The organism is Streptomyces sp. NBC_01235 (assembly GCF_035989285.1).
In the GTDB taxonomy this organism is placed as follows: Bacteria; Actinomycetota; Actinomycetes; order Streptomycetales; family Streptomycetaceae; genus Streptomyces.
In genome coordinates this window covers 3,799,958-3,824,891 of the sequence record NZ_CP108513.1, presented here as the reverse complement: position 1 = coordinate 3,824,891, position 24,934 = coordinate 3,799,958, and the positions used below count along the sequence as shown (strand labels likewise).

Below are 24,934 nucleotides of genomic sequence, written 5' to 3'. Positions count from 1 at the left end.
CCGAGTCCGTTCGAATTACCGTGCCGCGGTCCGGTGCTCCGGGCTCTCTTCCACGGCACTGTCAGACCCTGGCGCTAAGGTCCCTGATCACGGTCATCACCCCTTGGTGCGACCGAAGTTGATTGTCCGTCAGGAGCTGAAGTTATGAGCCTGCAGGCCACCTTCGCGGACTTCTCCGTCGATCCGGCTCGTCTGTCCAACGCCGAGGTCCACCGCGAGGGGTGCCGGTTCGCCGGGTCCCATCTGGCGCTGGACGCGGGCGGGAGCGTGACGCTGGAGTTCGAGGTGGCGGATCCGGAGGCGATACCCCAGGCGACGCTCACCGTCACGGCTCTTGTCTCCAGGCTCGGTTCCGCACCGGGATACGCCCCGATCGACGTACTGCTCCAGGGCGAGGCGCTGGCCGAGGACCTCACCGTGCCCGGCGGCGGCGACCTCCCGCAGGACAACGTGTTCGCGGTGCCCGCACGGCTGCTGAAACCGGGCACCAACACCCTGGAGATACGAGCCTCGGCCGAGGCGCGCAGCATGCTCTGGCTCTACCGGATCACCCTGGACTCCATCGACGAGCGGGGCCGCTCGGAGCGCGCGCGGGCGGCGCAGGCCTCCCGGGACTCGGTCTTCGCCTACCGCACCGAACTCCGCGCCCCCTTCTCCGCCTCGTCCTGGGAGCCGGCTCCGCCGCTGCTCTTCCACATCGACCGGGACGAGCACTCGCTGCCCGCGCAGCTCAACTGGCGCGGGGAGGACGGCGCGGAGTCGGCCATCAGCTTCCAGTCCAACATGTCCGACTTCCACGGCGTCCATCGCGCGGCCGACGGCACCGTCTACGAGTACCGCGGCCGTCTCACCGGCGGCTGGGCGTTTCCCGAGGGCCTCGACGACGCGGCGGAGTCCTGTCTGCACCGCTTCCGCACGGAGGAGGGCTGGGGCGGCGGCTGGCACACCTCGCACGAACTGCGGCTGCTGGTGGACGACGGGGGAGCGCCCGTCGAGCGGGTGTCCTGGCGCGATCAGCGGGGCAACTCCGGTGTGGCCGTGCTCCAGACCGCGACGCGCGACGTCGTGGTGACCGAGGTGGAGGCCAGCGACGAGTTCGACGATGGTGGGGAGGTCGCCGTCAACCTCCTGGACGACCAGCGGGGCAAGTGGCTGACCTTCGACGACACCGCCCTGCTCGACTTCACCCTCGCCCGCCCCACCGCCGTCTCGTCGTACTCCCTGACGTCGGCGAACGACTGCCCCGACCGCGACCCCCGCGACTGGACCCTCCTCGGTTCCACCGACGGCCGCACCTGGACGCCGCTGGACTCCCGCACCGGCGAAACCTTCACCGGGCGCTTCCAGAGCAGGGAGTTCGTCCTGCGCGTCCCGCGCACCACGGCCTACCGTCACTATCGGCTGGAGATCAGTTCCAACTCCGGCGCGACCGAGATCCAGCTCGCCCGGGTCCGCTTCGTCGCGGCGCCCACGGGGCAGGCGTTCACCGGCTACTACCAGCGCTACAACGAGGGGCCCATCGGATACCGCGGCACGCCGGTCCCCGCCGCCAAGGCCCCCGCCCTCCCGGGGCCCCTGGTGGCCGCGGACCTGGAGGCGGCCGTGCAGTCCCTGACCGACACCGCCCAGACCCTGGCCGCCCTGGCGGCCCGCCTGCGCAACGGCTGAGCGGGGCGGCCGACGGGGCTCACCTCGGCTTCAGTTCAGCGTCGCGTAGACGATGAGGTTGTTCACCGGGTGCCCCTGGGCGTCGAAGTCGCCGTCACAGGTGATCAGCCGCAGGGCGCGGTCCTGGGTGGGGCCGTAGACCTTCTGGGTGGGGAAGGACTTCTTGCTGACGCTCTCGATGCCGGTGACCGTGAAGTGCGCCGATCCTCCCCGTGTGTCGGTGACGGTGATGTCCGCGCCCTCGGCGATCTTGTGCAGGTCGTGGAAGACGGCCTTGCCGAAGCGGGTGTCGTTGTGGCCGATGATGACGGCCGCACCGGGTTCACCGGGCACGGAACGGCCGGTGTACCAGCCGGCGGTCATGCCCTTCTCGGCCGGGGGGACCTCGACGGTTCCGTCCGTGTTGAGACCGAGCTCCATGAGCGAACCGGTGACCCCGATCGAGGGGATGGCCACCGTGGCGGGCGCCGCGGGCCTCTCGGTCCGCGCAGCGCCGCTGACGGCTGAGGGGGCGTCAGAAGGGACGGTGACGGAGACCGGGTCGGCGGTCTTGTCGGGGGCGGCGGACGAGCAGCCGGTGAGCAGGGCGAGGGCCACAGGTACGACGAGGGCGAGGCGGGCAAGGGCCGGCCGCGTGCCGAAGCGCCGTACCGGAGGGTGTGCAGGGGACACGACGGACTCCAGAGCAGGGGTGGGTGCGACAAGCGGTGGCGCCGCCCGACGGGGGACGGCGCCACAGGGGTTCTTGGCCGGACGGTGGGCCGGTGGGCCGGATCAGCCCTCGCGTCGTCCCGCGGCACGGCGGCGCACCACGAAGGTGCCCGCGCCCGCCAGCAGCAGGGCGCCGGCCGCCGAACCGGCGATGGCGGTGGTGTCGGTGCCGCTGTCCCCGGCCACGGCCTCGCCCGCGGCGACACCGCCGCGCGGCGTCCCCTTGGCGGCCTCGGCCTTCCGGGCCTCGGCCACCGCCGCCTCCTTCCGCTTCCGCGCCTCGTCCTCCTTCATCTTCCTGGCGACCTCGGCCTTCTTCTTGGCCGCGTCCGAGTCGTCGGCCCCCGTGGTGGCGCTCGCCGCCGGGGTCGGGTCGTCGGCGAGGGCCGCGGTGGCCGGGGCGAGCAGCGCGCCGGCGGCGACGGCGGTCAGCACGGCGACACGCAGGGTGAGACGACGGGGCATGCGGGACATGTATGACTCCAGTTCCGGCCCGGCCTCGGTGGCGGCGGGCATGACCGAAGAGTTGCCGCCACGTGTGAAGAACCTGTCAGGGCGCCATGGTCATCGCATCAGGGTCGGGTGGCGTCGCCGGCTTGGGGGTCGGGCAGGACCGGCAGCCTCAGCGTGAAGACCGAGCCCTGTCCCTCGGTGCTCACCACGGCCGCCGTGCCGCCGTGCGCCTCGGCGAGTTTGAGGACGATCGCCAGACCGAGGCCGCTGCCGCCGGTGCTGCGGTTGCGGGACTTCTCCGCCCGCCAGAAGCGGTCGAACACGTGCGGGAGGTCGTCCGCCGCGATGCCGCTGCCGGTGTCGGCCACCTCCACGGCCACCTCGTCCCCGGCGTCGGTGACGTACGAGCGCAGCGTCACCCGGCCACCCGGCGGGGTGTGGCGTACCGCGTTGGAGAGCAGGTTGCCGACGGCCTGCCGCAACCGGACCGGGTCGGCCTCGACCAGAGGCAGAGGCAGAGGCAGAGGCAGAGGCAGAGGCAGAGGCGGCGGCGGAGGCGGCGGCGGAGGCGGCGGCGGAGGGGAGTCGGGCGCCGCGGCGATCCGCAGGGTGACGCCCGCGGTTTCGGCCGGCCCCTGGTGTGCGGCGGCGACCTGGCCGAGCAGGTCGTCCACCCGTACCGGCTCCAGGTGCAGCCGCAGCGCGCCGACGTCGGCCGCCCCCAGGTCCTGCAGATCGTTGATGAGGTGCTGGAGCTGTATCGCCTCGTCGAGGAGCGAGGAGACGAACGCCGGGTCCGGCTCGGCGAGACCGTCGTGCGCGGCCTCCAGCCAGCCGCGGATGTTGCTCAGTGGGGTGCGCAGCTCGTGGGCGACGTCGCTGACCATCACCTTGCGCTGTTCCTCCAGCCGGGTCCGGTGCGCGGCCATGTCGTTGAAGGCCGCCGCCAGCCGGCCGATCTCGTTGTCCGCGCCCACCGGCACCGGCGCCGAGTCCAGGCCGTCCCGCATCCGCTGGGCGGCGCCGGTGAGCGCGTGCAGCGGGCGTACGAGCCGGGTTCCGGCGATCACCGAGGCGCCGACGGTGAGGGCGAGGACTAGGGCCGTGACACCGGCGATGCGTGCGGTGTTGGCCGGGGAGAGGTCGAAACCGGGCACGCTGACGGCGCCGGGGCCGTCGATGAACAGCAGGGCTGGTGCGGCGACATACGCCGTGAGCTGTTCACGGCGGGCGCTGCCGACACAGGCGGCCACGGCCCGGTCGTACCCGCTGTCGCGGACCTTCGTCGGGCCGTCCACCGTGCTGTCGTCCCCGCCGGCTGCCGCGGCCGCTCTGCGGTCCTCGGCCACCTTCCGCTCGAGCGCCTCCTCCTCGGTGAGGGCGTCGGTGACGCGGGTGTCGGGCACGGGGACCGGCGCCGACGAGTCGGCGTCCGTGCCGTCCTGCCTGTATCCCCGCTCCCAGGACAGGCCCAGGTTCAGTTTCACGCCCGTGCGGCCCTGCCGCTTCAGGCAGGCGTCGGCGAGCAGTTCGAGCGCGCGCAGGGCCTTCTCCTCGGTCGCGGTGGCCTCGGCGGCCCCGCTGACCTCCAGACACTTCAGCTCCAGGGAGCGGTCGGTGGCGTCGCTCACGAACTGGATCCGGGGCCGGCCGCTCGGGCTCTGGACGACGTCCGCGGCGATGCCCGCGGCGGCGAGGCACTCCACGCTCCGGGCGGTGGCCTTGCGCAGGACCGCACGTTCCTTCGCGGGCAGCAGGAACGGTCCCACGGCCCGCGGATCGACGCGGTCCGTGCCGACCGGAACGGCGTCGGGCACCAACACGGTGTCCACCGCCAGCGGGTCGACGACCGCCGACGCCTGTGACGGCAGTGAGGCGGTGGACGCGGTGGCGTCGGCGTGCGCGGAGTCGAGGAGCGGCCGCCGGTCCTCGGTGGTCAGCACGATCCGGCGCCCGGACTGCCGGGCCAGTTCCCGCACGGTGGCGCCGACGCCGTCCCAGTCGGGATGGCCGGCCGCGTAGCCGAGCAGGGTGTTGTAGATCTTCGCGTCGGCGCTGAGGTTCTGTCCCTGCTCCTGGCGGATCGCCACGGACGTCGTCTGCACCGCGAGCCAGGCGGTGGCGGCGACCGAGCACGAGGCCACCAGCGCCGACACGGTCAGCAGCCGGCCGAGCAGGCTCTTGCGGAGCGGCAGTCGCTTCCGCCCGGAACACCCGGAACGCCCGTCACGCCCGGAACGCCCGGCACGCCCGTCACGCCCCTCACGACGACGCACGGCGTACGCCCTTCGCCGGGTCGGTCAGCTTGTAGCCGACGCCGAAGACCGTGAGCAGTCGGACGGGCCGCCGCGGGGCGCGCTCGATCTTCTTGCGCAGATTCATGACGTGCACGTCGACGGTGCGGCTGCTGATGTACTTGTCGAAGCCGTGCAGCCGGTCCAGGAGCTGCTGCCGGGTGAAGACCCGGTCGGGCTGCGCCGCCATCGCGGCGAGGATGCGGAACTCGCCGGGCGTGCACACGATTGGTGTCCCGCCGACCGACACCTCGTGCCGGACCGGATCGACCCTGAGCGTGCCGACCGACAGCGCCTCGTCGTCCGCGACGGGGGCGGCAGCGGGCGCGGGGGCAGCCGCGGGAGGCAGGGGTACGGGGGCGGCGGAACGTCTGTTGCGGCGCAGCAGCGTGCGGATGCGGGCCACGAGCTCACGCGGGCTGAACGGCTTGGTCATGTAGTCGTCGGCGCCGAGGTCCAGCCCGAGCAGCAGATCGTCCTCGGTGCTGCGGGCCGTCAGCATCAGCACCGGTACCTCCCGGGACTCGGCGCGCAGGATCCGCACCACGTCGAGGCCGTCGGCCCGGGGCATCATCACGTCGAGAACCAGCAGGTCGGGTTCCCGGTGCCGCACCTCCTCCAGAGCCGCACGGCCGTCCTCGACGACCATGACCGCGTGTCCCTCGTGCTCCAGATAACGGCGCACCAGTTCTGCCTGCTTCGTGTCGTCTTCGGCGACCAGGATGTTTGCGCACACGCCCAGGATCGTAAGCGAGCCCACCAGCGGGGGCGGCGGTAAGTTGCTTTGTCCTGAAGGGAGTTCGGTGGCCGTGTCAATGCCGTCGACCCGTCCGCGACGGCGGTCCCGCGGAACCGACCACGGCAGACGGCCATGTGTTGTCCGCGTACAGACCGTCGTGCCCGTACCTGCCCGGGGTGAAAGTTCCTCACTCGAGGGCGGCGTGTTCGGTGAGCCAGGCCAGGTAGTGCGGGCTGCGGGCGACCGCGTCCGCGTAGGCGCGCTCGGCCCGTTCGGCGACGGACGGGATCCGGCGGGCCAGGGCGCTGCCTCGGCGCCAGACCAGCACGTGCCGGATCCGCAGCGGTGAGCCGGTCAGGGGGCGCGGGACCACGCCGGGGGTGCTGCGGAAGGTGGCCTGGCCGAGCCCGACGGCCTGGCCGGCGGCGATGAGTTCACGCGCCGCGGAGGCCTCCGCCTCGTGCCGCACCGTCGCCGTGAAGCCCTGCCCGGCGCAGAGCGCGGTGAACGCCTCCATCATGCCGCTGCCCTGGCTGACCGGGAGCACCCAGCGGGCGTCCCGCAGCTGTGCGATGCCGACCTGGGGGAGCGCGGCCAGCGGGTGCCCGTCCGGCAGCAGGACGAAGGCGGGCTCGGTGGCGACGGTGAGCGTGACCACCCCGGGCGGCAGCGTCGGCACGTCGTCGCGGACGTACTCCACCACGGTGCCCAGATCCTGCTGGCCGCTGGCGACGAGGGTCAGCGCGGCGCTCATGTGGGTCTCGGTGCGCAGGGTGACCTCGGTGCCCGGGAAGACGCTCTGCAACCCGTCCAGGAGACCGACCATGAGCGGGCCGGGGTTGGCGGTGTAGCGCAGGGGGCGGCGGCCGTCCATGAAGCCGACCTGGGCGGCCGCCTCGCGCTGGATCGCGTCGAAGGAGACGATCACCGAACGGGCCTTGGCCAGCACGAACTCGCCCAGCGCGGTGGGCGCGGCGCCCTGCCGGGTGCGGACGAACAGCGGACCGCCCAACATCCTTTCGATCCTGCTCAGTTGGGCCGTGAGGGTCGGCTGGGCCACGCCGAGCCGGGCCGCGGCCCTGGTGATGCTGCCCGCCTCGCCGATGGCGCAGACGACACGCAGGTGGCGTACTTCGAGGTCCATAGCGTCAGGCTATGGACCATCGAGATGTGGTTGAGATTTCACGCGTCTGTGAGGGTGTGCTTCCGGACACGCAACCCGCCCCCCAGCAAGCCCCCCACGCGTCCCCCGTGTGTTCCCACGCGTCCCCCGTGTGTTCCCACGCGTCCTCTGTGTGTTCCCACGCGTTCCCACGTGTTCCCATCCCCCCACAACTCGTCCGGGAGAACGGATGACCGACACTCTCCGCAGACGTACGGCACGCGCGATCACGGCCCTGGTGCTGGACGGCCAACGCCGGTCGACAGGCACCGAAGGGTGTGCCCGGCTGCCCTGCCCCACCTGCCTGGACGTCCAGGCGGCGCGCGTCGAGACCTTCGTCGCCGCAGGCCGGCCCGTACGCTTCGTGCTCCCCGCGTTCCCCGGCAAGTCCCCCAACTCCGCGAAGGTGTTGGGCGTGCTGCCGGACACCGCCGAACGGCTCGCCCTGGAGTACCTCGACGGCCTGACGGCGCGCGTCCGCGAGGTGTACGCACCGGGCGCGCGGATCCTGATCTGCTCCGACGGACGGGTCTTCAGTGACGCCGTCGGCATACCGGACCCGCACATCACCGCCTACCAGCGGGAACTCCACTCGATGATCGAGGCTCTGCCACACCGCGGCCTCGGCCTGTTCCACCTCGACGATGTCCCGGAGCTGGCCGGAACCGACCACCGGAGGATGCGGGAGCTGCTCACGGAGCGGTACGCGGAACCCCTGGATCACTTGCGCAAGCGGATCCGCGCGGGCGAGGAGGTCGCCCTCTACCGGGCCGTCACCCGTTTCCTGTTCGAGGACGGCAACACGCCCGAGTACACCGGCAGCCGGGCCGCGCTGCAACGGGACGCCCGGGCCCGCGCGTATGTGGTCGTCCAGCGCAGCAAGGCCTGGGGCGAGCTGCTCTCCGAGCGCTTTCCGGGCTCCGTGCGGCTGTCGATCCATCCTCAGCCGTGCGGTGCGGAGAAACTCGGCGTCCACCTGGTGTCCACCGCCGATGACTGGCTCACGCCGTGGCATGGGGTCGCGCTGGCGGAGGGTGAGCGGTTCGTGCTGGTGAAGCGGGCCCATGCGGAAGCGTGCGGGGCTTCGCTGGTGTGTGTGGACGGTCGGCCCAGCCATTACGCCCTGCCCGGCGTGGCCGCCGCCTGACGTCCCGGTCGTTCCGTACGCGTCTGAGGGCCTGTTGTGGCTGGTCGCGCCCACGCGGCGGAACCGCACATGGTCACAGCCCCGCACCCCCAAAAGCCTTGCATTCCCCCCACCTGGAAGTAGGACCCCCGTGATCATCACCCCCCTCGACCCCTTCGGCGTCCGTGTCGATGCCGATGTCGATCGGCCCGGTGCTCGGCTCGACGAACTGCCGGTCGCCGAACTGCGTGCTCTCGCGCGGGAGCATCACCTCGTGCTGTTGCGTGGGTTCGGCGGGTTCGCCGGTGCGCTGGAGCTGACCGAGTACGCGGCGGGCTGGGGCACGATCAGCATGTGGCCGTTCGGGGCGGTTCTGGAGCTCGTCGAGCACGAGAACCCGGACGACCACATCTTCGACCACTCCTACGTCCCGCTGCACTGGGACGGCATGTACCGGCCGCAGGTACCGGAGTTCCAGCTCTTCCACTGCGTCAGCGCCCCCGGCGAGGGCCAGGGCGGACGCACCACCTTCGCCCACACCCCCGCCGTGCTGCGCGACGCCGACCCCGGGCAGCGCGAGCTGTGGGAGCGGGTCACCGGGATCTACCGGCGCAAGATGGAGTTCTACGACAGCGAGGCCGTCTCCCCGGTCGTCACCACCCACCCCGACCGCGGCTTCCCCGTGATCCGCTACAACGAACCCGTCGCGCCCGACGCCGAGTTCGTCAACCACCCCGACCTGGAGTTCACCGGCCTCCCAGACGATCAACTGGCCGAGTTCCACGACACGTTGACGGCGGCCCTGCACGACCCGCGCCACCTCTACGCGCACGACTGGCAGACCGGCGACCTCGTCGTGGCCGACAACTACACGCTCCTGCACGGTCGCGAGGCCTTCACCACCCGCTCCCCGCGTCACCTCCAGCGGGTGCACGTGCTCGGCGAGCCCGCCCTCGACAACCCGGCGCTGGTCCGATGAACACCCCTGACGCCCCGTCGGAGTTGCTGACCGGCGAGGAGTACCTGGAGAGCCTGCGCGACGGCCGTGCCGTGTACGTCGGAGGAGAACGCGTCGACGACGTGACCCGCCACCCCGCCTTCCGCAACGCCGCCCTCTCCGTCAGCCGCCTCTACGACGCCCTGCACGCCGACGAGACCCGCGAACTCCTCACCGCCCGCGACGACTTCGGCACCCTCACCCACCGCTTCTTCAAGCCGAGCCGTTCGAGTGCCGACCTGCTCGCCGCCCGGGAGGCGATAGCCGCCTGGTCCCGGATGAGCTACGGCTTCCTCGGCCGCACCCCCGACTACAAGGCCGCGTTCATGTCGGGCCTGGCCGCGAACGCCGGATACTACGGCGACTTCGCGCCCAACGCCCGGGCCTGGTACCGGGAGTTCACCGCCAGGGGCAGCTACCTCAACCACGTCATCATCAACCCGCCCACCGACCGCAAGCAGGCCGTCCACGACATGCGGGACGTCTTCGTGCACGTCGAGCGGGAGACCGACGCCGGGATCGTCGTCTCCGGCGCCAAGATGCTCGCCACCGGGTCGGCGATCACCCACGCGAGTTTCGTCGCCCCGGTCGCGTCCGCCGCCCTCGTCCCCGGGCACGGCGAGGACTTCGCGGTCGTCTTCTTCGCCCGGATGGACAACCCGGGCGTCAAGCTCATCTGCCGCACCCCCTACGCCGCCCGCGCCGGCCTGCCCTTCGACGCGCCGCTGTCCAGCCGCTTCGACGAGAACGACGCCGTGCTCGTCCTGGACCGGGCGCTCATCCCCTGGGAGGACGTCCTCGTCCACCGCGACATCGAACGGGCCACCGGCTTCTACGCCCGCTCCGGCTTCGCCAACCTCTACAACTTCCAGTCCGGCACCCGGCTCGCGGTGAAACTGGAGCTCATGGCGGGCCTGCTGTCCCGGGCGACCCGCTCCAACGGCACCGACGCCTTCCGGGGCGTCCAGGCGGCCGTCGGCGAACTCGTCACCATGCGGAACATGGTGTGGGGCCTGACCACGGCGATGGCCACCGACCCCGAGCCCGGCACCGACGGCATCGCGCTGCCCAGGCTGGAGTACGCCTCCGCGATGCGCATGTACAACGCCCAGGTCTGGGACCGGGTGCACGAGCTGTTCGAGACCGTCCTCGGCGGCTCGCCGCTGGTCGTCCCGTCCACGGCCAGGGACCTGGAACACCCCGAACTGCGGCCCCTCGTCGACCGGTTCTACCGCGGCTCCGACACCTCGGCGCACGACCGGATCAAGCTGTTCAAGCTGGTCTGGGACGCCATCGGCAGCGAGTTCGGCGGCCGCCACGAACTGTACGAGCGCAACTACTCCGGCAACGGCGAGCAGGTCCGGCTCGACGCCCTGAAATGGGCCACCGCGCGCGGCGCCGTCACGGCGTACGAGGACTTCGTCCAGGAGTGCCTGGACGACTACGACCTCGACGGCTGGACCCGCGGCCCGTGGGACTCGGCCCCGGCGAAGCCGTGAGCGCGCCCCGGCGTCCGGAGATCACCGACGAGGCCCCGGCCCGGCTCGCCGACGAGGGCATGGACATGGGCATGGACCCGGCGTACGGCGCCCACCCGCTGCGCCGCCTGGTCGCCGTCGCGCTGGCCGCGGCCGGCCTGGCCGCGGTCGGCTTCGCCGCGGTCGGCTTCGCCGCGGTCGGCCTGGCCGCGCAGGTCGTCGAGCTTCTCCTTCGGCTCGCCGATCCGGTTCAGCCCGCGCTCAGCCCTCCCCGGAGGGCGCCCAGCACGGCTTCGAGCTGACGGAGCGGTTCGGTGCCGACGACGCGCAGGACCACCGTGTCCGCGCCGGACGCCGCCAGGGCGTGGATGTCGCCCGCGGCCTCGGCGGGCGTCCCGGAGACGGTGAACACCTCCTTCTGCGGGCGGCCCAGCCAGGCGCCATGGCCCTCGGTGTGGGGGTGCAGGGTCCGGGCGACCTCGTCGGGGTCGTCGCCCACGCACGCGAAGGAGAACACCGTGAGGGTGTGGTCGGGCCCCGCGCCGCCTTTCGCCGTCAGCGCTCGGGTGTTCTCCAGGTCGCCCGGGCCGTGGCCCTCGGCGATCAGGGTGCCGTCCGCGACCCGGCCGGACAGTTCGAGGGACCGGGGCCGGACCACACCCGCCACCACCGGGGGAACCTCGACGGGCGGATGCACCAACTTGACGCCGTCCAGGCGCACTTCCCGCCCGTCGACCTCGACCCGTTCCCCGCGCAGCAGCGCACGCACGGAGGTGATCGTCTCCTCCAGCAGGGCCAGCGGCGACCGGGGCGCGACGCCGACCGAGACCATCCACTCCCGCACCCCGTGCCCGATCCCGGCCACCAGCCGCCCGGGGAACACCCGGGCCAGCGTGGCCAGTTCCATCGCCAGCAGCGCCGGACTGCGCAACGGCGCGGGCGCGATCCCGATCCCCACCCGCAGCCGCTCGGTCGCCCCCAGCGCCACGGCCGCCGCCGACACCCCGCCGTTCCACCCGAGATCCTCGACCACCCACAGATCGTCCACCCCGAGCGCCTCGACCTGCCGCGCGAATCCGGGCAGCCCTTCCGGGGCCCAGTCGCGGTCGTACATCACACCGATCCGTAGGTTCGTCATGGTCAGGAACCTATGGGGTGGACGACGGTGGATCAACGGCGTATGCCTCGGGCGGTATCGGCGCCCGACTGGAGGCCGGGCGCCGGTACTCGTCAGCTCAGCTCAGCTCAGGTCACGCCGGTGACGTGACGGCCCGGCCGAGATGCCCATCGAGATGCCGGGCGAAGAACCGGACCGCGCTGTCGGCCTCGAACCTGGGCAGCTCCTTGTGCCTGCCCGCGTTGGCGTGCAACGTCTTCTCGTTCGAGGCGAAGGCGTCGAACAGCGCAAGACCGGCCTCGCGCGGGATGTGCTCGTCGTCCCACTGGAGCGTGTACTCGATCGGTACGGTGATCTGCCGCGCGTACTCGGCCAGGGCATCGGGCCAGTGGAGACCGAAGACCGCGGCGGTGATCCTGGGTTCGACCGCCACCAACGGCACCCCGATCGCGGTGCCCATGTTCAGGCCGAAGTAGCCGACCGGCCCGTCGGCGCCGATCTCCGGCAGTTGCTGGAGGGCGTCCAGGGTCGCCTGCCACTCCGGCACGGCGCGCTCCGCCAGGTGGGCGTTGTAACGGACGACGATCGGGCCGACCGGCTCGCCCGCCGCCATCGCCCGCTGCATCACGGCGATCTCCTGCTCGTCGTGCGCCGTGCGCGGCCGGCCGCCGTGACCAGGTGCGTCGATGGCGGCGACGTGGAAACCGCAGCCGGCCACGAGGAGCTGTGCGCGGCCCGTCACGGCCGGCGCCTTCCTGTGCATGCCGCCGCCGTGCCCCATCAGCACCAGAGGCGCGCGACCGGAACCGGACGCAGAAGGTGATACGGGCGACCAGAGCATGCCGGAGAACTCACCCATGGTGAAATCGCGTTCGCGGACACCGTCCGCCGATGTCTCCGCAGTGAACTGCACAGAATGCACAGAATGCATGGGCTGTTGCCTTTCGGGAGTGCCTAGTTGTCGAGGCGCTCCCGGCGACACCTATGTCAATGGCCCGACCGCGAAGAAGAGGGGGAGCACCCATGTGGATCCAGCGTTCATGGGTCTCACCTCCTCGCACGATGTCACGGCCTCCTCGCAAACTAGCAGCCCGAACGCGACGCCCTCCAGCGCTTTTTCTGCGCGACAACCGGTTCGGGACCGCGGACCGTGATGGAGCCGCTCGATCGATGCGCGCCGCCGCGCTGACAGAGGTGCGACGGCACGGTGACGGGCGGATGAACGATGCCGCAGATGCGCGTCAGGCAATTGATTGCCCCCGTGAGACGGGTGTCCGAACAACTCCCCGACGGCGAATCTTGCTGCCAACCCGCTCGATTCGGCCGAATGGCGCCGAAGACACAGAGGAGACATGGGTGACGATCAACGGTGGCGCGCGCCGCAGTGTGGGCTTTGTGGCTGCACGGAAGAGGAACCCGGCAAGGAGCAAGTGGGCGGGGCTGCTGACGCTGGGGCTGGCCCCGCTGGTGGTGATGGCCTCCCCCGGCGTCGCCTCGGCGAGCAGCACGGTGTGCTTGCAGAATGCGGACAGTTCTCAGCGTGACATCGCCGGCAACTGGTCGACTCCCGACAAGACGCGGTCGGTGACCGTGCAGCAGGCGTCCAAGACCTGGCAGGACTGGGTGTGGCGGGGCCCCACGTTCCAGTGCCCCTGGAACGTTCCCAGCTGCTCCTACGCCTGGCAGCAGTCGAAGACGACGGGCTGGAAGGTCTCGGTCGGCCTCAGCATCAAGGTTCCGATCCCCAAGGTCGGCAAGCTGCTCGACGAGCTCACCCCCTCGTACGACCGCAGCGGCTCCACCAGCACCTCGTACACCTTCAGCACCAACCTGAGGCCGGGGCAGTTCGCCCAGCCGATCCAGGTCGTGGAGCGCCGCTGGACGCAGGGCGTCTACGTCGGCATCTACCACTCCACCGGGAAGTCCTGCCTGCCGAGCCCGACCAGGCCGAACGGCAAGGCCTACCAGTACACCTGGTCCCCCAATGAGCGTTGGGGCAGCTGGACGACGAACCTGCGCGTCAGCGACTACGGGACGTACCACGTCTGGTAGGGACTCAGTCCGCTGAGGCACCCCGTCGGCCGGCGGGGTGCCTCGCGGCTCGAAGACTTCGGGTGCTGACCTTCGCGACCACGGCGGCCACCCCGACAACGCCGGCCACCGTGTCGGACGACAAGGTGGTCCAGGCGGCTCGATCCATCACCGCGAGACTGCCTGCCGGTCAGTGAGTCGTCCTGGTCATGGATCGCGACCGCCCCCAGTCCACGAGTAGTTCGCTCGGTCCCACAACGGCGTATACCTCGGGATGTGTCGACGCCACCTCAATCGGCTGAGGATAATCTCGTGTGTACGGACTTCTTGCAGGTGTCGACACCAACCCCGATGCGGGAACAGGCTGCTGAGCTCGCCCGTTCGGTTGTCAGTGAGCGGCTGGCGGCCGGTGCGCCGGCAGCTGTTGCTGAAGACCAGCCGGGCGCGGTACGCGGAGCTGGAGGCCCATCTGCTCAAGCACCGCCCGTGGCCGCGGCGGACTGCCGGATCAGCAGCCGCAGCCAATCGGTCGGCGCTCTCGATCGCTGACCGGCCCACGGCCTGCGGTCACCGTTCGCGGAGCGCATCCCCCGCCGCGTCAAGGACCAGGTGCCATGGGTACTCCGTCGGCTTCCCCTGGCCGGGCTGATTCGGCAGGAACGCGCCGTCGCCGTATAGGACCCGTACTCCCATCTCGCGCAATTCGCTCACGCTGCGCTCGAACTGCCGGTGCTGTACATAGGCGGCGTTCACGCACGGCATCGTCACCATGGGGATGCCCTTACCGATGCCCTCGGCGATCACGCCCACCACGAAGTCGTGGGTGAGACCGAGCGCCCACGTGTTGATCGTGTTGAAGGTGGCCGGTGCGACTGCGATGACGTCAGCCTTCGGCCATACGTCGGGTTGGCCGGGCGTCTTGTACTCACTCCGGACCGGATGACCGGTCAGCCGCTCCAGACTTGCGTGCTGCGAGTCCAGCCAGCGCGCCGCTGTCGGCGTGAGGCCGAGACATACGTCCCAGCCGCGAGCCTGTGCGTCCTCGATGACGTTCGCGATGTCGAAGACGGGTGGTGCTGCTGAGCCGAAGAGGTAGAGCACGCGGGAAGTTGTCGCCATGCGTCCATCCGATCACACGCAACACTTCCCCACCCGGGAAGGAGTGGGGGAGAAGAGAGCAACTGGGCGATCGGCCGCGGGTACTGTTCCACATGGCTGCTCAGAACGGAGACCACCATGCCTCCACTGGATGACAACCACACGGGCGCCCGAATCCGGGAACAGCGCAGACTGGCCAGGCTCACCCAGCGCAGGTTCGCCGACCTCCTGCCACACTCCACACAGGCGCTGCTCGTACCCCGCTGCTGTTGCTCGTGCCACCGGCAGCCGCCGCCCATGGACCCCTCGTGAGAGCGATCAACGGCCTCTTCACCACGCCGGACACCGCGCCGGAGGCGGTCGAGGCGAAGGCCTGACCAACCCGCACATCGGCCCGTTACGAGAGGGGGGCAGACAGCCGGAACACCCCGGCTGCCTGCCCCCTCTCGTACGTACGGCTCAGCCGAGCGTCAGCCGGAGAAACGGCGGGGAGGAAGTGTTCTCCGGGGCGTTGAGGACGACGGCGAGCCCGGCCGCCGTCTCGGCGGCAGCGACGAACACCTCGCCGGGGTCCTGAGCGATGACGGAGTCGAAGCCCCCCAAGGATCTCCGAAGAGCGGAGGCCCTCAGAGCCGGGCGGTTAGTGCGGACGGAGGCTCGACCCCCGGGTCTGGCCGCCGGAGGCCGGCTTGAGCTGGACCCAGCCGGCGGTGCTGGGTACGCCCTCCTCATTGAGGAGGAAGAGCATGTAGTAGCCGGGCGGCGCAGCGTTGGCCGACGGAGGTGCCTGGAGTTCGAGGAAGCTGCCGCTGCGGCTCTTGATCCGCAGGTCGAGGTGGCGCTGACTGGTGTTGACCGAGTGGGTCGCGGTGGTCGGTGCCAGCAGGACGGCGCGGGTGACGTCGGCGGCGGTGTTGCTGTTCACCGTGATCTTCTCGTTGTATCCGACGGACGGGTTGAACACGGTGCCGAGGTGGGGGCGGCTGCCCTGCTGGAGGTAGGCCGGCTCGTAGATCTCGATACTGCCGTTCATGTCGTCGGTGATGTCGGGGTCGTTGGCGAGCTGCTGGAGCTCGTCACCGGTGACCATCACCCGGCCGTCCGGGAGCACCACGGCGTTGGAGTGGTAGCCGCGCGGCAGTCGCTGGGCCGGGCCGAGTTTCCAGTTCCCCTTCTCGTCGCGCAGTTCGATCTGGCGATACTTCAGATCCGCGTTGGGGTTGTACGGGCCGTTGCCGTAGTCGCGGATGTCGAAGGCGCCGTTGACGGTCATCAGGGTCGCGTCGGGCATGAGTAGGGTGTCGTCCTGGGTGCGGCCGAAGGCTCTCGCCTTCTCCTTGCTCCACTGGCCGCCGACCAGCTGATAGGTGTTCGCATCGTTCCGGTCCCCGCCGAGTACCAGCACCGAGTCCGGGCCCTTGAAGCCGGCCGGGAGCGGCACGGCGGACCCGTAGTTGCGCGGCATGTTGTCCGGGCGGGGTGCCAGGTCCGTCCGGGTCTCGGTGGTGACGTCGAACTTCCACTGCTGTTCGGGGTTCCTGCCCAGGCCGTAGATCTTGCCGTCCCGCAGTGAGAAGAGGTGCGGGTAGTCCCGCTTGAACGGGGCGTCGGTCTTGAACCGTTCCACCGCCCAGCCCTCCGGCTTGTCCGTCTTGGCCGTGGGCACAGGCTTGTTCAGGACGGGGAAGCGCTCGACGATCGAGGTGGGGGTGCCCCAGCCGAGCTCCGACTGGCCGGACATGATCAGCTGCCGCCCGTCCGCGCCGGTCACCACCGACGGGTACCACCGGCCGACCACCATGTCCTGGTTCTGGTACCACTTCTCCTCCCACGGGTCGAAGACGAGGGAGAGCTTGGCGCCGGAACCGCCGTTGCCGCCGAGGTTGCCGCCGAAGACGCCGAGCATCCCGTTGGGCAGGAAGGAATGACCGGCACAGAAGAACGGCGCGGGGCGGGGCTGGTTGAGCCCGTCCGGCATGTTGATCACGGGCGGCGTGACCTTGGTGAACGAGCCCGGGCCGGTGCCCTTGGCCGGATCCCACAGGTATGCGCGGCCCGCGTTCTCCTTGCCGATGGTGTCGGTCGGGGCGGGTTCCTTCTGAGGGTTGCTCTCGATGCGCTCGAACGAGAACAGCAGCACCTTGCCGGTGGGCAGCATGGCGATGTGCGCGGCGAAGTCCGGGGACTGGAAGTACTCCCGGAACCGGCCGGAGTCCATCGCGTCGAAGTCCGCGTTGACCTTGGCCTGGGAGGCCCCGAGTGCCTTGAGTCGCTCGGTGCGGGTGGACTGTGGGTACTCGCCGACGGCCTTGACGGCCCTTCTGGTCGTGGCGTGTTCCTCGGCGTGCTCTTTGCCGATGACCGTCGCCTCGTCCGGGTCGACCTGCGCCCGGTCGGCCGAGGGGGCGTCACCGCCGTGCTCGTGGGCGGCGGCCGGGCCGGACGACAGCACGGCGAGTGTCAGCGCGGAGACGGCACACGCGGAGATCGCCGCGGACAGCATCCGTCTGGACGACGGCCCGGTCAGGTTCCTACGGGACATGGGGCTCCTTGCGGGGGAAGGGGCGCGGGGCGCGCAGCGGTGGCGTCGCGGCCGCGCCGTGCCACCGACCCGATGGCGGGCACATGACGCGAGCACATGACTACTCACAGTGTTCACGGCCTGATCGCCCGCTGTCGCGCGATGTCGGGCGGGCGGGTGACCTCCCGGCAGCCGAACGAGTCAGGACCCGTACGGGACAGGGGTTTTGCGTCACGGCGCGTGCCTGTTGACGGGCCTGTCCGGCGGCACCCCACCCTTCGTCGATCACATTGCGTAGCGTCGCGATTACTGTGATCATTCCATGGCATATGTGACCGGCAAGGAGAAGACATGACAGAAGAGCTCAAACTGCGTGAGAGCGACGACATCCAGGGCGATGTGATCGCGGGCTTCAAGAAGGACCGCATGACGCTGCTCTTCCTCAAGTTCGAGGACCCCGCGCGGGCCCGTACCTGGGTGAAGCGGCTCGCATCCCAGATCTCCACCACCAGGCAGGTGGCCACCTTCAACGCGGCGTTTCGCAAGGCCAGGCAGGCCACAGGCGACGACCCGCAGACACTGAAGGCCACCTGGACGAACGTCAGCTTCACCTACGAGGGTCTGAAGGTCCTCGTCGGCGGCAAGGACCCCCTGCCCTCGGTACGGGAGGGCGGCACTCTGGAGGCGTTCAAGGAGGGGTCCCACAAGCGCTCGCTGGGCGACACCGGCGACAGCTCACCCGAGAACTGGCTGTTCGGGGACGGCAAGGGCCAGACCGTGCACGCCGTGATCACCGTCGCCTCCGACACCGCCCAGGGGCTCCAGGACGCGTTGACCGCCCAGCGCGAGGCAGCCGCGCAGGCCAAGATCGTGATCGTCTTCCAGCAGAACGGCGCCACGCTGCCGGGCACCCGCCGCGGAAAGGAACACTTCGGTTTCAAGGACGGGGTCAGCGAGCCGGGGGTGATCGGCTTCGACGAGCCCGACCCGGAGCGGCCGGTGTACGTCAAGGGCCACCCGGGCACCCGGCTGATCCCGCCCGGTGAGTTCGTCATCGGGCACGACCGGGTCGGCGGGATTCCGTACGACGAGATGCCCGAATGGGCCAACAACGGCAGCTTCCAGGTGGTGCGCCGGCTCGGTCAGGACGTCCCGGGCTGGTGGGCCCAGGTCACCGCGCAACTGAAGGTCCTGAGGAAGGCCAAGGTGGTGCCGGACGAGGCGACCACCGAATGGCTGGCCGCCCGCCTGGTGGGCCGCTGGCGCTCGGGCACTCCCGTCGCCAAGTGCCCGCACGCCGACATGCCCGACAACGCCCTCGCGAGCCAGGACAACGACTTCGGCTACCGCAACGACCCGGAGGGGTTCACCACCCCGCTCTTCTCCCACCTGCGCAAGACCAACCCCCGGGACGGCCTGGAGAAGAAGCCCGGCGCGGAGCCGTTCCCCGAGAACCCGGTCATGGACCGACGCCGGATCATCCGCCGCGGCGCCCCCTACGGTGCGCCCTTCGACCCGGCCTCGGACGGCCCGGGCGGCCCCGACCACCCGCGCGGGCTGCTCTTCGTCTGCTACCAGTCCGACCTCGTCGAGCAGTTCGAGTTCATCCAGAAGAGCTGGATCAACAACGTCGACTTCCCGCCGAACCGCCCCATGAAGCCCGGCCCCGACCCGATGGTCGGCCCCACCGGCAAGGTCAACTTCGAGAGCCCCGACGCGACGACCGAGCTGAGCTTCCACCAGTTCGTCACCACCGAGGGCTCGGTCTACGCCTTCGTCCCCTCGCTCGCCACACTGCGGCTGCTGGGCGACGGCCGCCTCACCGACAAGCTCCCGGACACCGTCCGGCCGACCGACGCCTTCCTCCCGATTCCCGATCGCCGGCGGGACAACGGCAAGAGCTGGTACTGGGCCTACGGGACCGGCGGTGACGGACCGGTCTGCCGCACCATCTCCATCGCCGACGGCGACGAGCACAAGGACGTTGTCGAGCGCCCCGACCGGCCCCTGGCCACCTGGCCGTGCTACATCGGTGTGTCAAAGGTGGACGCGATCCTGCCGGTGCCGGACGAGCAGCGCGTGGGCGGCCGGAGCCGGTACTGGCTGTTCCACACCGTTGAAGGCCGCCAAGTCTACCGGCTGATCTCGATCGCGGACGGAGCGGAGTCCGGACTCGACCCCGAGGCGGCAGGCGCCGTCGACCGGCCCGACCGGCCGATCTCGGCCTGGGCCTCGTTCAACGGAATCGCGCAGGTGGACGCCTTCCTGCCGGTGCCCGACATGCAGCGCCAGAACGGGAAGAGCCACTACTGGCTCTTCCACTCCTCCCTGGGGCAGCAGGTCTACCGGCTGATCTCGATCGCCGACGGCTCCGCGCACAACGACGTCGTCGAGCGCGGCGACCGTTCGCTCAGTCTGTGGCAGTCGCTGGCCGGCGTCTCCCGCGTGGACGAGTTCCTCGCCGTGCCGGACATGCAACGCATCAACGGGCTGAGCCTGTTCTGGGTATTCCACCAGCAGAAATACCGGATCATCTCCATCGCCGACGGCCACGGGCACAACGACCAGGTCGCGGTCGAGGACCGCTCGCTCACGCTGTGGAAGTCCCTGACCGGCTGAGGCCCGCCGGTGGTGTGGGCGTCCCGGGTGACCGGGGCTGCCCACACCATCCGGGTCCGCGGCCGCCGGCTGTACTCGGCGGCGAGCCGGTGGACGTCGTTCTGGTCCTCGAAGGTGAGATGCCGTCGGCTCCATATGCGTCACCGACGGAGTCACGATCACGTCGTCGCTGAAGGGCGCAAGGTCAGGTGCCGGGAGCCACGTAGCAGATGGCGTCGATGAGTTGTCCGTTTCCGTAGTGATGCTCGGCCCGCCCGGTCCTGGTCCAGCCGAGGCGCTCGTAGAGGCGTATGGCGGCGGTGTCCTTGACCATGACGTCCAGCACCAGGCGGCGGTGGTGGCTCAGTGCGTAATTCATGGCAGTCCGGACCAACCGCTCGCCCAGGGCACGTTGCCGCGCCTCCCTGACGACGAAGAGGCGGGCCAGGACCCCGATGCGGTGCTCGTCGTCCCCGCTCAGCCCGGCCCACAGGCACACGGCGTCCTCGCCGTGCGGCCGCATCACCGCCACATGGCCGACGATCCTTCGCTCCACCTCCGCGACCCAGGAGGCGAGTACGTCGTCTGACCGGAGCCACGCTTCTGGCAGGGCCACGCCTTCGACCGGGTATCCATCGGTGGCATGCACTTCCGTCAACGCCGCCGCCGCTCCGGGGAGATCCGTGTCCTCGAAGGGGCGGATGACGATGCTCTCCATGCTGGGCTCCTTGTGTGCTCGGCCGATCGACTTTCACTCGACGGACAGTTCGTAGAGCAGGCCGGTCCGGTCCGCGCGGTGTACGTACCGGGACACCTCGAACGGCTCACCCTCCTGATCCAGGCTTGTGTGAAGGACTTCGATGACAGGGACCCCAGAGGGCAGGTCGAGAACGGCCGCTTCGGCAGGGGTAGGCATGCGTGCGGTGATCTCGTCCCGTACCCGGGTCATGATGTGGCCGAGGTCTTCGAGTCGGCCATAGATACCGTCCTTGCCGGTCCTGGGCTGCGTCAGCGGCGTGCCCTGCGCTTCGTCCCACCGGAGGTAGGTCGACACGATCTGCACGGCCTCGTCGTCGGCGAAGTAGTGGTTCTCCCGGTGCAGCACACTGTCCTCGTCGACCGGTACGTCCAGGCGTTCGGCGATGTCCTGGGGCGGGTGCTCCCGGCTGATGTACGCGACGTCGATGCGGGCCTCTTTGCCCTGGCGTCTGGCTTCGAGCCGGAAAGGGGTCAGTCCGGTTTCGCGGTTGCTGCGCGAGTAGCGGTCGCTGCCGAAGCGGAACAGCCGCTGCGGCTCCCGTACGAAGACGCCACTCCCGTGACGGGCCGTCACCAGCCCTTCTTCCGCGAGGAGTCGGATCGCCTCGCGAGCCGTGTTGCGGGCGGCTCCGTACTCCTGGGCCAGCGCGCGTTCGGAGGGCAGCTTGTCGCCAGGCGCGAGGTGCCCGGCCTCGATGGCGGCTCGAAGCTCCTCCGCGATGCGCCTGCTCGGCGGTTGGTTCAAGGAGGGCCCGGACGTTGTCATACCCGCAGCATAGCAACTGGCTTAAGCCAGTAGCTTGACGCGCGTGACCCTCCGTGGCCAAACTGGCTTGAGCCAGTAATCGGCCGATGTCCTCGGCCGGACCATGCCGGGGCGGCGCCCTACCGCCAAGCAGATGCACCGCCCCGGTTCCCTTGGAAGGGAGCTTTCATGATGCCCGTGACACCGACAGCTGTGGGAGGGGTGGGCGCGTGAGCTACGACCGAAACGCCGTCCCCTCGGCTTTTTCGGGACTGCGGCTGCTGCCCTGGGAGACCGAACCCGGCAAGCCGTGCTTCCTGTCCACGGACGGCACCCACGGCTTACTGTCCCGGCTCGCGGACGAGCTCGAGGCGGACCAACTCCGGGACGGAGCCCACGTTCTCACCGGCGCAAGAGCTGTCCTGGACGATCGCAAGGCAGGTGAGTTCGCGCTACGGCACGCGCTGCGGGCGACGACGCAGGTACTCGGCGATGTGCTGCGCGTGGCCGACAGCAGGGGCGCCCGGCTGGCCCAGCCGGATGACGACGACGGGGACGACGACGTCGACAAAGGCGGTGGCGATCGCTCGTGACGACAACCAGCACGCCTGCCCTGTCCACCGAGTGCACGCTGGCGCGCAAGCCCGGCTACGAGGAAGTGCACGCGTTGTGCCGCCAGCTCAGAGATGTGCCTCTGCCGCACTCCACAGGCGTACTGCTCGTATCCCGCTGCCGTTGCTCGTGCCACCGGCAGCCGCCGTCCAGGGACCCCTCGTGAGGTCGATCACCGGCCTCTTCGTGTACGTGGCGGCGGTGACCGCCCCTGTTCTCGTCCTGGTGCTGGCGCGAGCGCCGTACTGACACGCACCCCCACGGCGGCCGCTTCGGGTCAGGGCCGCACCAAGATTCCCGTCGTGCCGTGGCGCGCGTGCCAGGCACGACGGCGCAGGCCTGTTCCACATTGACATCTCGCGAAGGAGAACTCATGACAACGACTGCAAGGCCCCAACCCGCCAGCTCGCGGAGGGTGTTCACTCCGAAGCCGTGGGGATTGACCCGGATGAAGCCGTTCCCGGCCTCCGCCGCGCTGACCGCGGCTACGGTCGTGCTGGATCCGGAGAGCCAGACCGGGCGGTGGGTCGGGCCGGACGGCAGGGACGTGCCGTGCATGGATCGGCACAAGCGCAGCGAGACGTCCAAGGAGACGGCGACGAAGACCTCGCCGGACGGCAACACGGACCAGGGCAGCGACCAGCAGGGAGACTCCGATTGATCACGATGTCGCCGCCCGTGCTTGTCGTCACCCAGTTGGACGACGCGACGGCTGACGTCGTCATCGAGGAGCTGAGTCGGCGCGGGGTGCCGGTGGCCCGGGTCGACCCGGCGGACTTCCCCGACACCGTCATCGTGAAGGCGCGGGTCGACGCCTCCGGGCTCGGAGGCGAGATCCAAACGGCGACACGGACCGTGGCGTTGGACGAGGTGCGGTCGGTCTACTGGCGGCGGCCACGTCCGTACGCCGCTCCCGCCGGCCTGGACGAGCAGGAGGCCCGCTGGTGTGCCGACCAGGCCCGCTACGGGCTCGGCGGGATCCTGGCCGCGTTGCCGGGCGCGCACTACGTGAACCATCCGTGGCGCAACCGGGCCGCCGAGTACAAGCCCGCCCAACTGGCGGCGGCAGCGCAGTGCGGGCTGCGCGTTCCGCCGACGCTCCTGACGAACGACGTCGATGAGGGGCGTCGGTTTGTGGCCGAGTACGGGCCGGTGGTCTACAAGCCGCTGTACAACAGCGACTACACCGACCCGCAGGGGCACGCCCTGACCGTGTGGGTCGAGGAAGTGGCCCCGCAGGACCTGAACGCCGGCGTCGGCCGGACGATGCACTTGTTCCAGCAGCGCGTGGACAAGGTCGCGGACGTTCGGCTCACCGCCGTCGGCGACCGGCTGTTCGCGGTGCGGATCGACGGGGCTCCTGGCCTGGATTGGCGCCGGTACTACGACGACCTCACCTACACCCTCATCGACGTGCCGCCGGGCGTGGCGAAAGGCGTGCGCGACTACCTCGCGGTGTTCGGGTTGGCGTACGGCGCTTTCGACTTCGGGTTCGACTCCTTCGGCATGTGGCACTGGTACGAGTGCAATCCGAACGGCCAGTTCGCCTGGTTCCCCGCCCATATCACCAGCCAGATCACCGCAGCCATCGCCGACCAACTCCAGCAGCCTGACCAGGACCGCCGATGACCAGCAGCGCCTCCCTCCGCCAGAACCTCGCCGCCGAGCTCGCCGAGCGCGGTCAACTCACCGACCCTGCTTGGCGGTCGGCCGTCGAAGCCGTGCCCCGCGAAGTCTTCCTGGACGACATCGTGTTCCGCCCCACGGGCAACCGGTGGGAGCCGGTGCGCCGTGACCGGCTCGGCGACGACGAGTGGCTCCAGATGGTCTACTCGAACACCACATGGGTGACCCAGGTCGACGGCCTCGCCGCCGCCGACGCCCCCGGCCCCCTTTCCGGCCGCCCCACCTCCTCCAGCACCCTGCCGTCCCTCGTCCTGCGGATGCTCGAACTCGCAGACGTCCGCGACGGTGACAAGGTGCTCGAAATCGGCACGGGCACCGGCTACTCCACCGCCATCCTGTCCCACAGACTCGGCGACAAGGCCGTGTACTCCGTCGAGTACGACGAGGACGTGGCCGCGACTGCCGCGCAGCACCTCCAAGCCGTCGGCCACACCCCGAACCTCGTCGTCGGTGACGGCCTGGGCGGACACCAGGACGGTGCGGAGTACGACGTCGTCATCGCCACGTGCGCCGTTCGCACCATTCCCCCGTCGTGGTTGTGGCAGCTCCGCGACGGCGGCAGCATCGTCACCTCGATCAACGGATGGATGCTCGCCTCGGGGCTGATCCGGCTCACCCTCGACGACGAAGGGATCGCCCGGGGCCGCTTCACCGGCGACACGGTCTCGTACATGCTCGCCCGCCCCCATGAACGCCCACCCCGCCCCACCTTCTACCCGCACCCCGGCGCCACCCGGCCGACCCGTGTCGACCCGGCGCTGCTGGAGGACTGGACAGGCCACTTCGTGGCTCAACTGGCAGCGCCGTCAGCTGAGTTGGTGCGCACCGGAGAGAGCATCGCATTGCTCGACGTGGCGACCGGTTCGCAGGCGTGGGTCGAGTCCTCCGGCAGCGGCTGGGCGGTCCACCAGGACGGCCCCCTGCGTCTGTGGGACCAGGTCGAGGACGCACTCACGGTGTGGCAGCAGGCGGGCGCGCCCGGTCAGGCCGCCTTCGGGATGACCGTGACCGAGTGGGACCAGACCGTCTGGCTGGGCGACCCGGACGGCCCGCACTGGCGCCTGCCGACCTGACCTCCGGGCCGCAACGCCGCGTTCGCCTGCGCCTGCCGAATGCCGGATGCCGAACGGGATGGGCCC

25 protein-coding genes are annotated in these 24,934 nt (G+C 70.4%); 13 read left to right on the top strand and 12 right to left on the bottom strand.

Annotation, left to right across the window (positions count from 1 at the left end):
- The first annotated feature begins 144 nt into the window (after positions 1-144).
- Entirely contained in the window at positions 145-1,668 is a 1,524-nt protein-coding gene (locus OG289_RS16790; protein ID WP_327314831.1) for a discoidin domain-containing protein, read from the top strand.
- Positions 1,669-1,698: 30 nt separating this feature from the next.
- Here OG289_RS16790 and OG289_RS16785 read toward each other — a convergent pair whose 3' ends face one another.
- The 5 genes from OG289_RS16785 to OG289_RS16765 form a co-directional block, all read right to left on the bottom strand.
- Positions 1,699-2,340 carry a class F sortase gene (locus OG289_RS16785; protein ID WP_327314830.1) on the bottom strand — a complete coding sequence of 214 codons (642 nt, stop codon included), beginning with the start codon at positions 2,338-2,340 and terminating at the stop codon, positions 1,699-1,701.
- Between the two features lie 102 nt (positions 2,341-2,442).
- Positions 2,443-2,844 (bottom strand): LPXTG cell wall anchor domain-containing protein, encoded by a 402-nt coding sequence (locus OG289_RS16780; RefSeq protein WP_327320704.1) that lies wholly within the window; start codon positions 2,842-2,844, stop codon positions 2,443-2,445.
- A 107-nt stretch (positions 2,845-2,951) separates the two neighbouring features.
- Positions 2,952-5,108, bottom strand: a complete 2,157-nt coding sequence (locus OG289_RS16775; RefSeq protein ID WP_442818908.1) for a sensor histidine kinase — start codon at positions 5,106-5,108, stop codon at positions 2,952-2,954.
- Positions 5,095-5,862: a response regulator transcription factor gene (locus OG289_RS16770; protein ID WP_327314829.1), complete on the bottom strand. Its 768-nt coding sequence runs from the start codon at positions 5,860-5,862 to the stop codon at positions 5,095-5,097. The genes OG289_RS16775 and OG289_RS16770 overlap by 14 nt, the downstream gene beginning before the upstream one ends.
- Positions 5,863-6,052: 190 nt before the next feature.
- The gene (locus tag OG289_RS16765; RefSeq protein ID WP_327314828.1) at positions 6,053-7,009 is read right to left on the bottom strand and encodes a LysR family transcriptional regulator; all 957 of its coding nucleotides are present in this window, start codon (positions 7,007-7,009) and stop codon (positions 6,053-6,055) included.
- A 208-nt stretch (positions 7,010-7,217) separates the two neighbouring features.
- Between OG289_RS16765 and OG289_RS16760 the strand changes: the two genes are divergently transcribed.
- From OG289_RS16760 to OG289_RS16745, 4 genes are all read left to right on the top strand, one after another.
- A complete protein-coding gene (locus OG289_RS16760) occupies positions 7,218-8,174 on the top strand; it encodes an isocyanide synthase family protein (protein WP_327314827.1) in 957 nt (318 codons plus the stop codon).
- 130 nt (positions 8,175-8,304) lie between these two features.
- On the top strand, positions 8,305-9,132 hold the full coding sequence (locus OG289_RS16755; RefSeq protein ID WP_327314826.1) for a TauD/TfdA dioxygenase family protein: 828 nt from the start codon (positions 8,305-8,307) through the stop codon (positions 9,130-9,132).
- A complete protein-coding gene (locus OG289_RS16750) occupies positions 9,129-10,649 on the top strand; it encodes a 4-hydroxyphenylacetate 3-hydroxylase family protein (RefSeq protein WP_327314825.1) in 1,521 nt (506 codons plus the stop codon). Before OG289_RS16755 ends, OG289_RS16750 begins: the two co-directional genes overlap by 4 nt.
- A complete protein-coding gene (locus OG289_RS16745; RefSeq protein ID WP_327314824.1) occupies positions 10,646-10,930 on the top strand; it encodes a hypothetical protein in 285 nt (94 codons plus the stop codon). Before OG289_RS16750 ends, OG289_RS16745 begins: the two co-directional genes overlap by 4 nt.
- Here OG289_RS16745 and OG289_RS16740 read toward each other — a convergent pair.
- Together OG289_RS16740 and OG289_RS16735 are read right to left on the bottom strand one after the other, a co-directional pair.
- Entirely contained in the window at positions 10,879-11,766 is an 888-nt protein-coding gene (locus OG289_RS16740; RefSeq protein ID WP_327314823.1) for an LLM class flavin-dependent oxidoreductase, read from the bottom strand. The two genes, OG289_RS16745 and OG289_RS16740, sit on opposite strands and share 52 nt — an antisense overlap.
- Positions 11,767-11,878: 112 nt before the next feature.
- Positions 11,879-12,667 (bottom strand): alpha/beta hydrolase, encoded by a 789-nt coding sequence (locus tag OG289_RS16735; protein ID WP_327320702.1) that lies wholly within the window; start codon positions 12,665-12,667, stop codon positions 11,879-11,881.
- 434 nt (positions 12,668-13,101) lie between these two features.
- On the opposite strand from OG289_RS16735, the gene OG289_RS16730 reads away from it, so the two are divergent.
- Positions 13,102-13,797 (top strand): hypothetical protein, encoded by a 696-nt coding sequence (locus tag OG289_RS16730; protein ID WP_327314822.1) that lies wholly within the window; start codon positions 13,102-13,104, stop codon positions 13,795-13,797.
- A gap of 546 nt (positions 13,798-14,343) precedes the next feature.
- Here OG289_RS16730 and OG289_RS16725 read toward each other — a convergent pair.
- Positions 14,344-14,895: a flavoprotein gene (locus tag OG289_RS16725; protein ID WP_327314821.1), complete on the bottom strand. Its 552-nt coding sequence runs from the start codon at positions 14,893-14,895 to the stop codon at positions 14,344-14,346.
- 117 nt (positions 14,896-15,012) lie between these two features.
- Between OG289_RS16725 and OG289_RS16720 the strand changes: the two genes are divergently transcribed.
- Complete coding sequence (locus tag OG289_RS16720; RefSeq protein ID WP_327314820.1) at positions 15,013-15,186, top strand: hypothetical protein; 174 nt, start codon at positions 15,013-15,015, stop codon at positions 15,184-15,186.
- A 147-nt stretch (positions 15,187-15,333) separates the two neighbouring features.
- Here OG289_RS16720 and OG289_RS16715 read toward each other — a convergent pair whose 3' ends face one another.
- Entirely contained in the window at positions 15,334-15,477 is a 144-nt protein-coding gene (locus OG289_RS16715) for a hypothetical protein (protein ID WP_327314819.1), read from the bottom strand.
- Between the two features lie 37 nt (positions 15,478-15,514).
- Positions 15,515-17,416: a galactose oxidase early set domain-containing protein gene (locus tag OG289_RS16710; RefSeq protein ID WP_327314818.1), complete on the bottom strand. Its 1,902-nt coding sequence runs from the start codon at positions 17,414-17,416 to the stop codon at positions 15,515-15,517.
- 330 nt (positions 17,417-17,746) lie between these two features.
- Between OG289_RS16710 and OG289_RS16705 the strand changes: the two genes are divergently transcribed.
- Positions 17,747-20,014, top strand: coding sequence for a Dyp-type peroxidase (locus tag OG289_RS16705; protein WP_327314817.1), 2,268 nt, complete (start codon positions 17,747-17,749; stop codon positions 20,012-20,014).
- A gap of 184 nt (positions 20,015-20,198) precedes the next feature.
- Here the strand turns inward: OG289_RS16705 and OG289_RS16700 are convergent, their stop codons facing one another.
- Entirely contained in the window at positions 20,199-20,711 is a 513-nt protein-coding gene (locus OG289_RS16700; protein WP_327314816.1) for a GNAT family N-acetyltransferase, read from the bottom strand.
- 33 nt (positions 20,712-20,744) lie between these two features.
- Positions 20,745-21,518, bottom strand: coding sequence for a GntR family transcriptional regulator (locus OG289_RS16695; RefSeq protein ID WP_327314815.1), 774 nt, complete (start codon positions 21,516-21,518; stop codon positions 20,745-20,747).
- A 209-nt stretch (positions 21,519-21,727) separates the two neighbouring features.
- On the opposite strand from OG289_RS16695, the gene OG289_RS16690 reads away from it, so the two are divergent.
- From OG289_RS16690 to tgmC, 5 genes are all read left to right on the top strand, one after another.
- Positions 21,728-22,090, top strand: coding sequence for a hypothetical protein (locus OG289_RS16690; RefSeq protein ID WP_327314814.1), 363 nt, complete (start codon positions 21,728-21,730; stop codon positions 22,088-22,090).
- Positions 22,091-22,232: 142 nt separating this feature from the next.
- Positions 22,233-22,358, top strand: coding sequence for a hypothetical protein (locus OG289_RS16685; RefSeq protein WP_327314813.1), 126 nt, complete (start codon positions 22,233-22,235; stop codon positions 22,356-22,358).
- Between the two features lie 199 nt (positions 22,359-22,557).
- Positions 22,558-22,770 carry a putative ATP-grasp-modified RiPP gene (locus OG289_RS16680; protein ID WP_327314812.1) on the top strand — a complete coding sequence of 71 codons (213 nt, stop codon included), beginning with the start codon at positions 22,558-22,560 and terminating at the stop codon, positions 22,768-22,770.
- On the top strand, positions 22,770-23,738 hold the full coding sequence (tgmB, locus tag OG289_RS16675) for an ATP-grasp ribosomal peptide maturase (RefSeq protein WP_327320701.1): 969 nt from the start codon (positions 22,770-22,772) through the stop codon (positions 23,736-23,738). The genes OG289_RS16680 and tgmB overlap by 1 nt, the downstream gene beginning before the upstream one ends.
- Entirely contained in the window at positions 23,735-24,868 is a 1,134-nt protein-coding gene (tgmC, locus tag OG289_RS16670; protein WP_327314811.1) for an ATP-grasp peptide maturase system methyltransferase, read from the top strand. The genes tgmB and tgmC overlap by 4 nt, the downstream gene beginning before the upstream one ends.
- Positions 24,869-24,934: the final 66 nt, after the last annotated feature.

Coding starts and splice junctions, on each gene's coding strand:
- OG289_RS16790 (WP_327314831.1), top strand. CDS start 145: ATGAGCCTGCAGGCCACCTTCGCGGACTTCTCCGTCGATCCGGCTCGT.
- OG289_RS16780 (WP_327320704.1), bottom strand. CDS start 2,844: ATGCCCCGTCGTCTCACCCTGCGTGTCGCCGTGCTGACCGCCGTCGCC.
- OG289_RS16765 (WP_327314828.1), bottom strand. CDS start 7,009: ATGGACCTCGAAGTACGCCACCTGCGTGTCGTCTGCGCCATCGGCGAG.
- OG289_RS16760 (WP_327314827.1), top strand. CDS start 7,218: ATGACCGACACTCTCCGCAGACGTACGGCACGCGCGATCACGGCCCTG.
- OG289_RS16750 (WP_327314825.1), top strand. CDS start 9,129: ATGAACACCCCTGACGCCCCGTCGGAGTTGCTGACCGGCGAGGAGTAC.
- OG289_RS16740 (WP_327314823.1), bottom strand. CDS start 11,766: ATGACGAACCTACGGATCGGTGTGATGTACGACCGCGACTGGGCCCCG.
- OG289_RS16725 (WP_327314821.1), bottom strand. CDS start 14,895: ATGGCGACAACTTCCCGCGTGCTCTACCTCTTCGGCTCAGCAGCACCA.
- OG289_RS16720 (WP_327314820.1), top strand. CDS start 15,013: ATGCCTCCACTGGATGACAACCACACGGGCGCCCGAATCCGGGAACAG.
- OG289_RS16710 (WP_327314818.1), bottom strand. CDS start 17,416: ATGTCCCGTAGGAACCTGACCGGGCCGTCGTCCAGACGGATGCTGTCC.
- OG289_RS16705 (WP_327314817.1), top strand. CDS start 17,747: ATGACAGAAGAGCTCAAACTGCGTGAGAGCGACGACATCCAGGGCGAT.
- OG289_RS16700 (WP_327314816.1), bottom strand. CDS start 20,711: ATGGAGAGCATCGTCATCCGCCCCTTCGAGGACACGGATCTCCCCGGA.
- OG289_RS16695 (WP_327314815.1), bottom strand. CDS start 21,518: ATGACAACGTCCGGGCCCTCCTTGAACCAACCGCCGAGCAGGCGCATC.
- OG289_RS16680 (WP_327314812.1), top strand. CDS start 22,558: ATGAAGCCGTTCCCGGCCTCCGCCGCGCTGACCGCGGCTACGGTCGTG.
- tgmC (WP_327314811.1), top strand. CDS start 23,735: ATGACCAGCAGCGCCTCCCTCCGCCAGAACCTCGCCGCCGAGCTCGCC.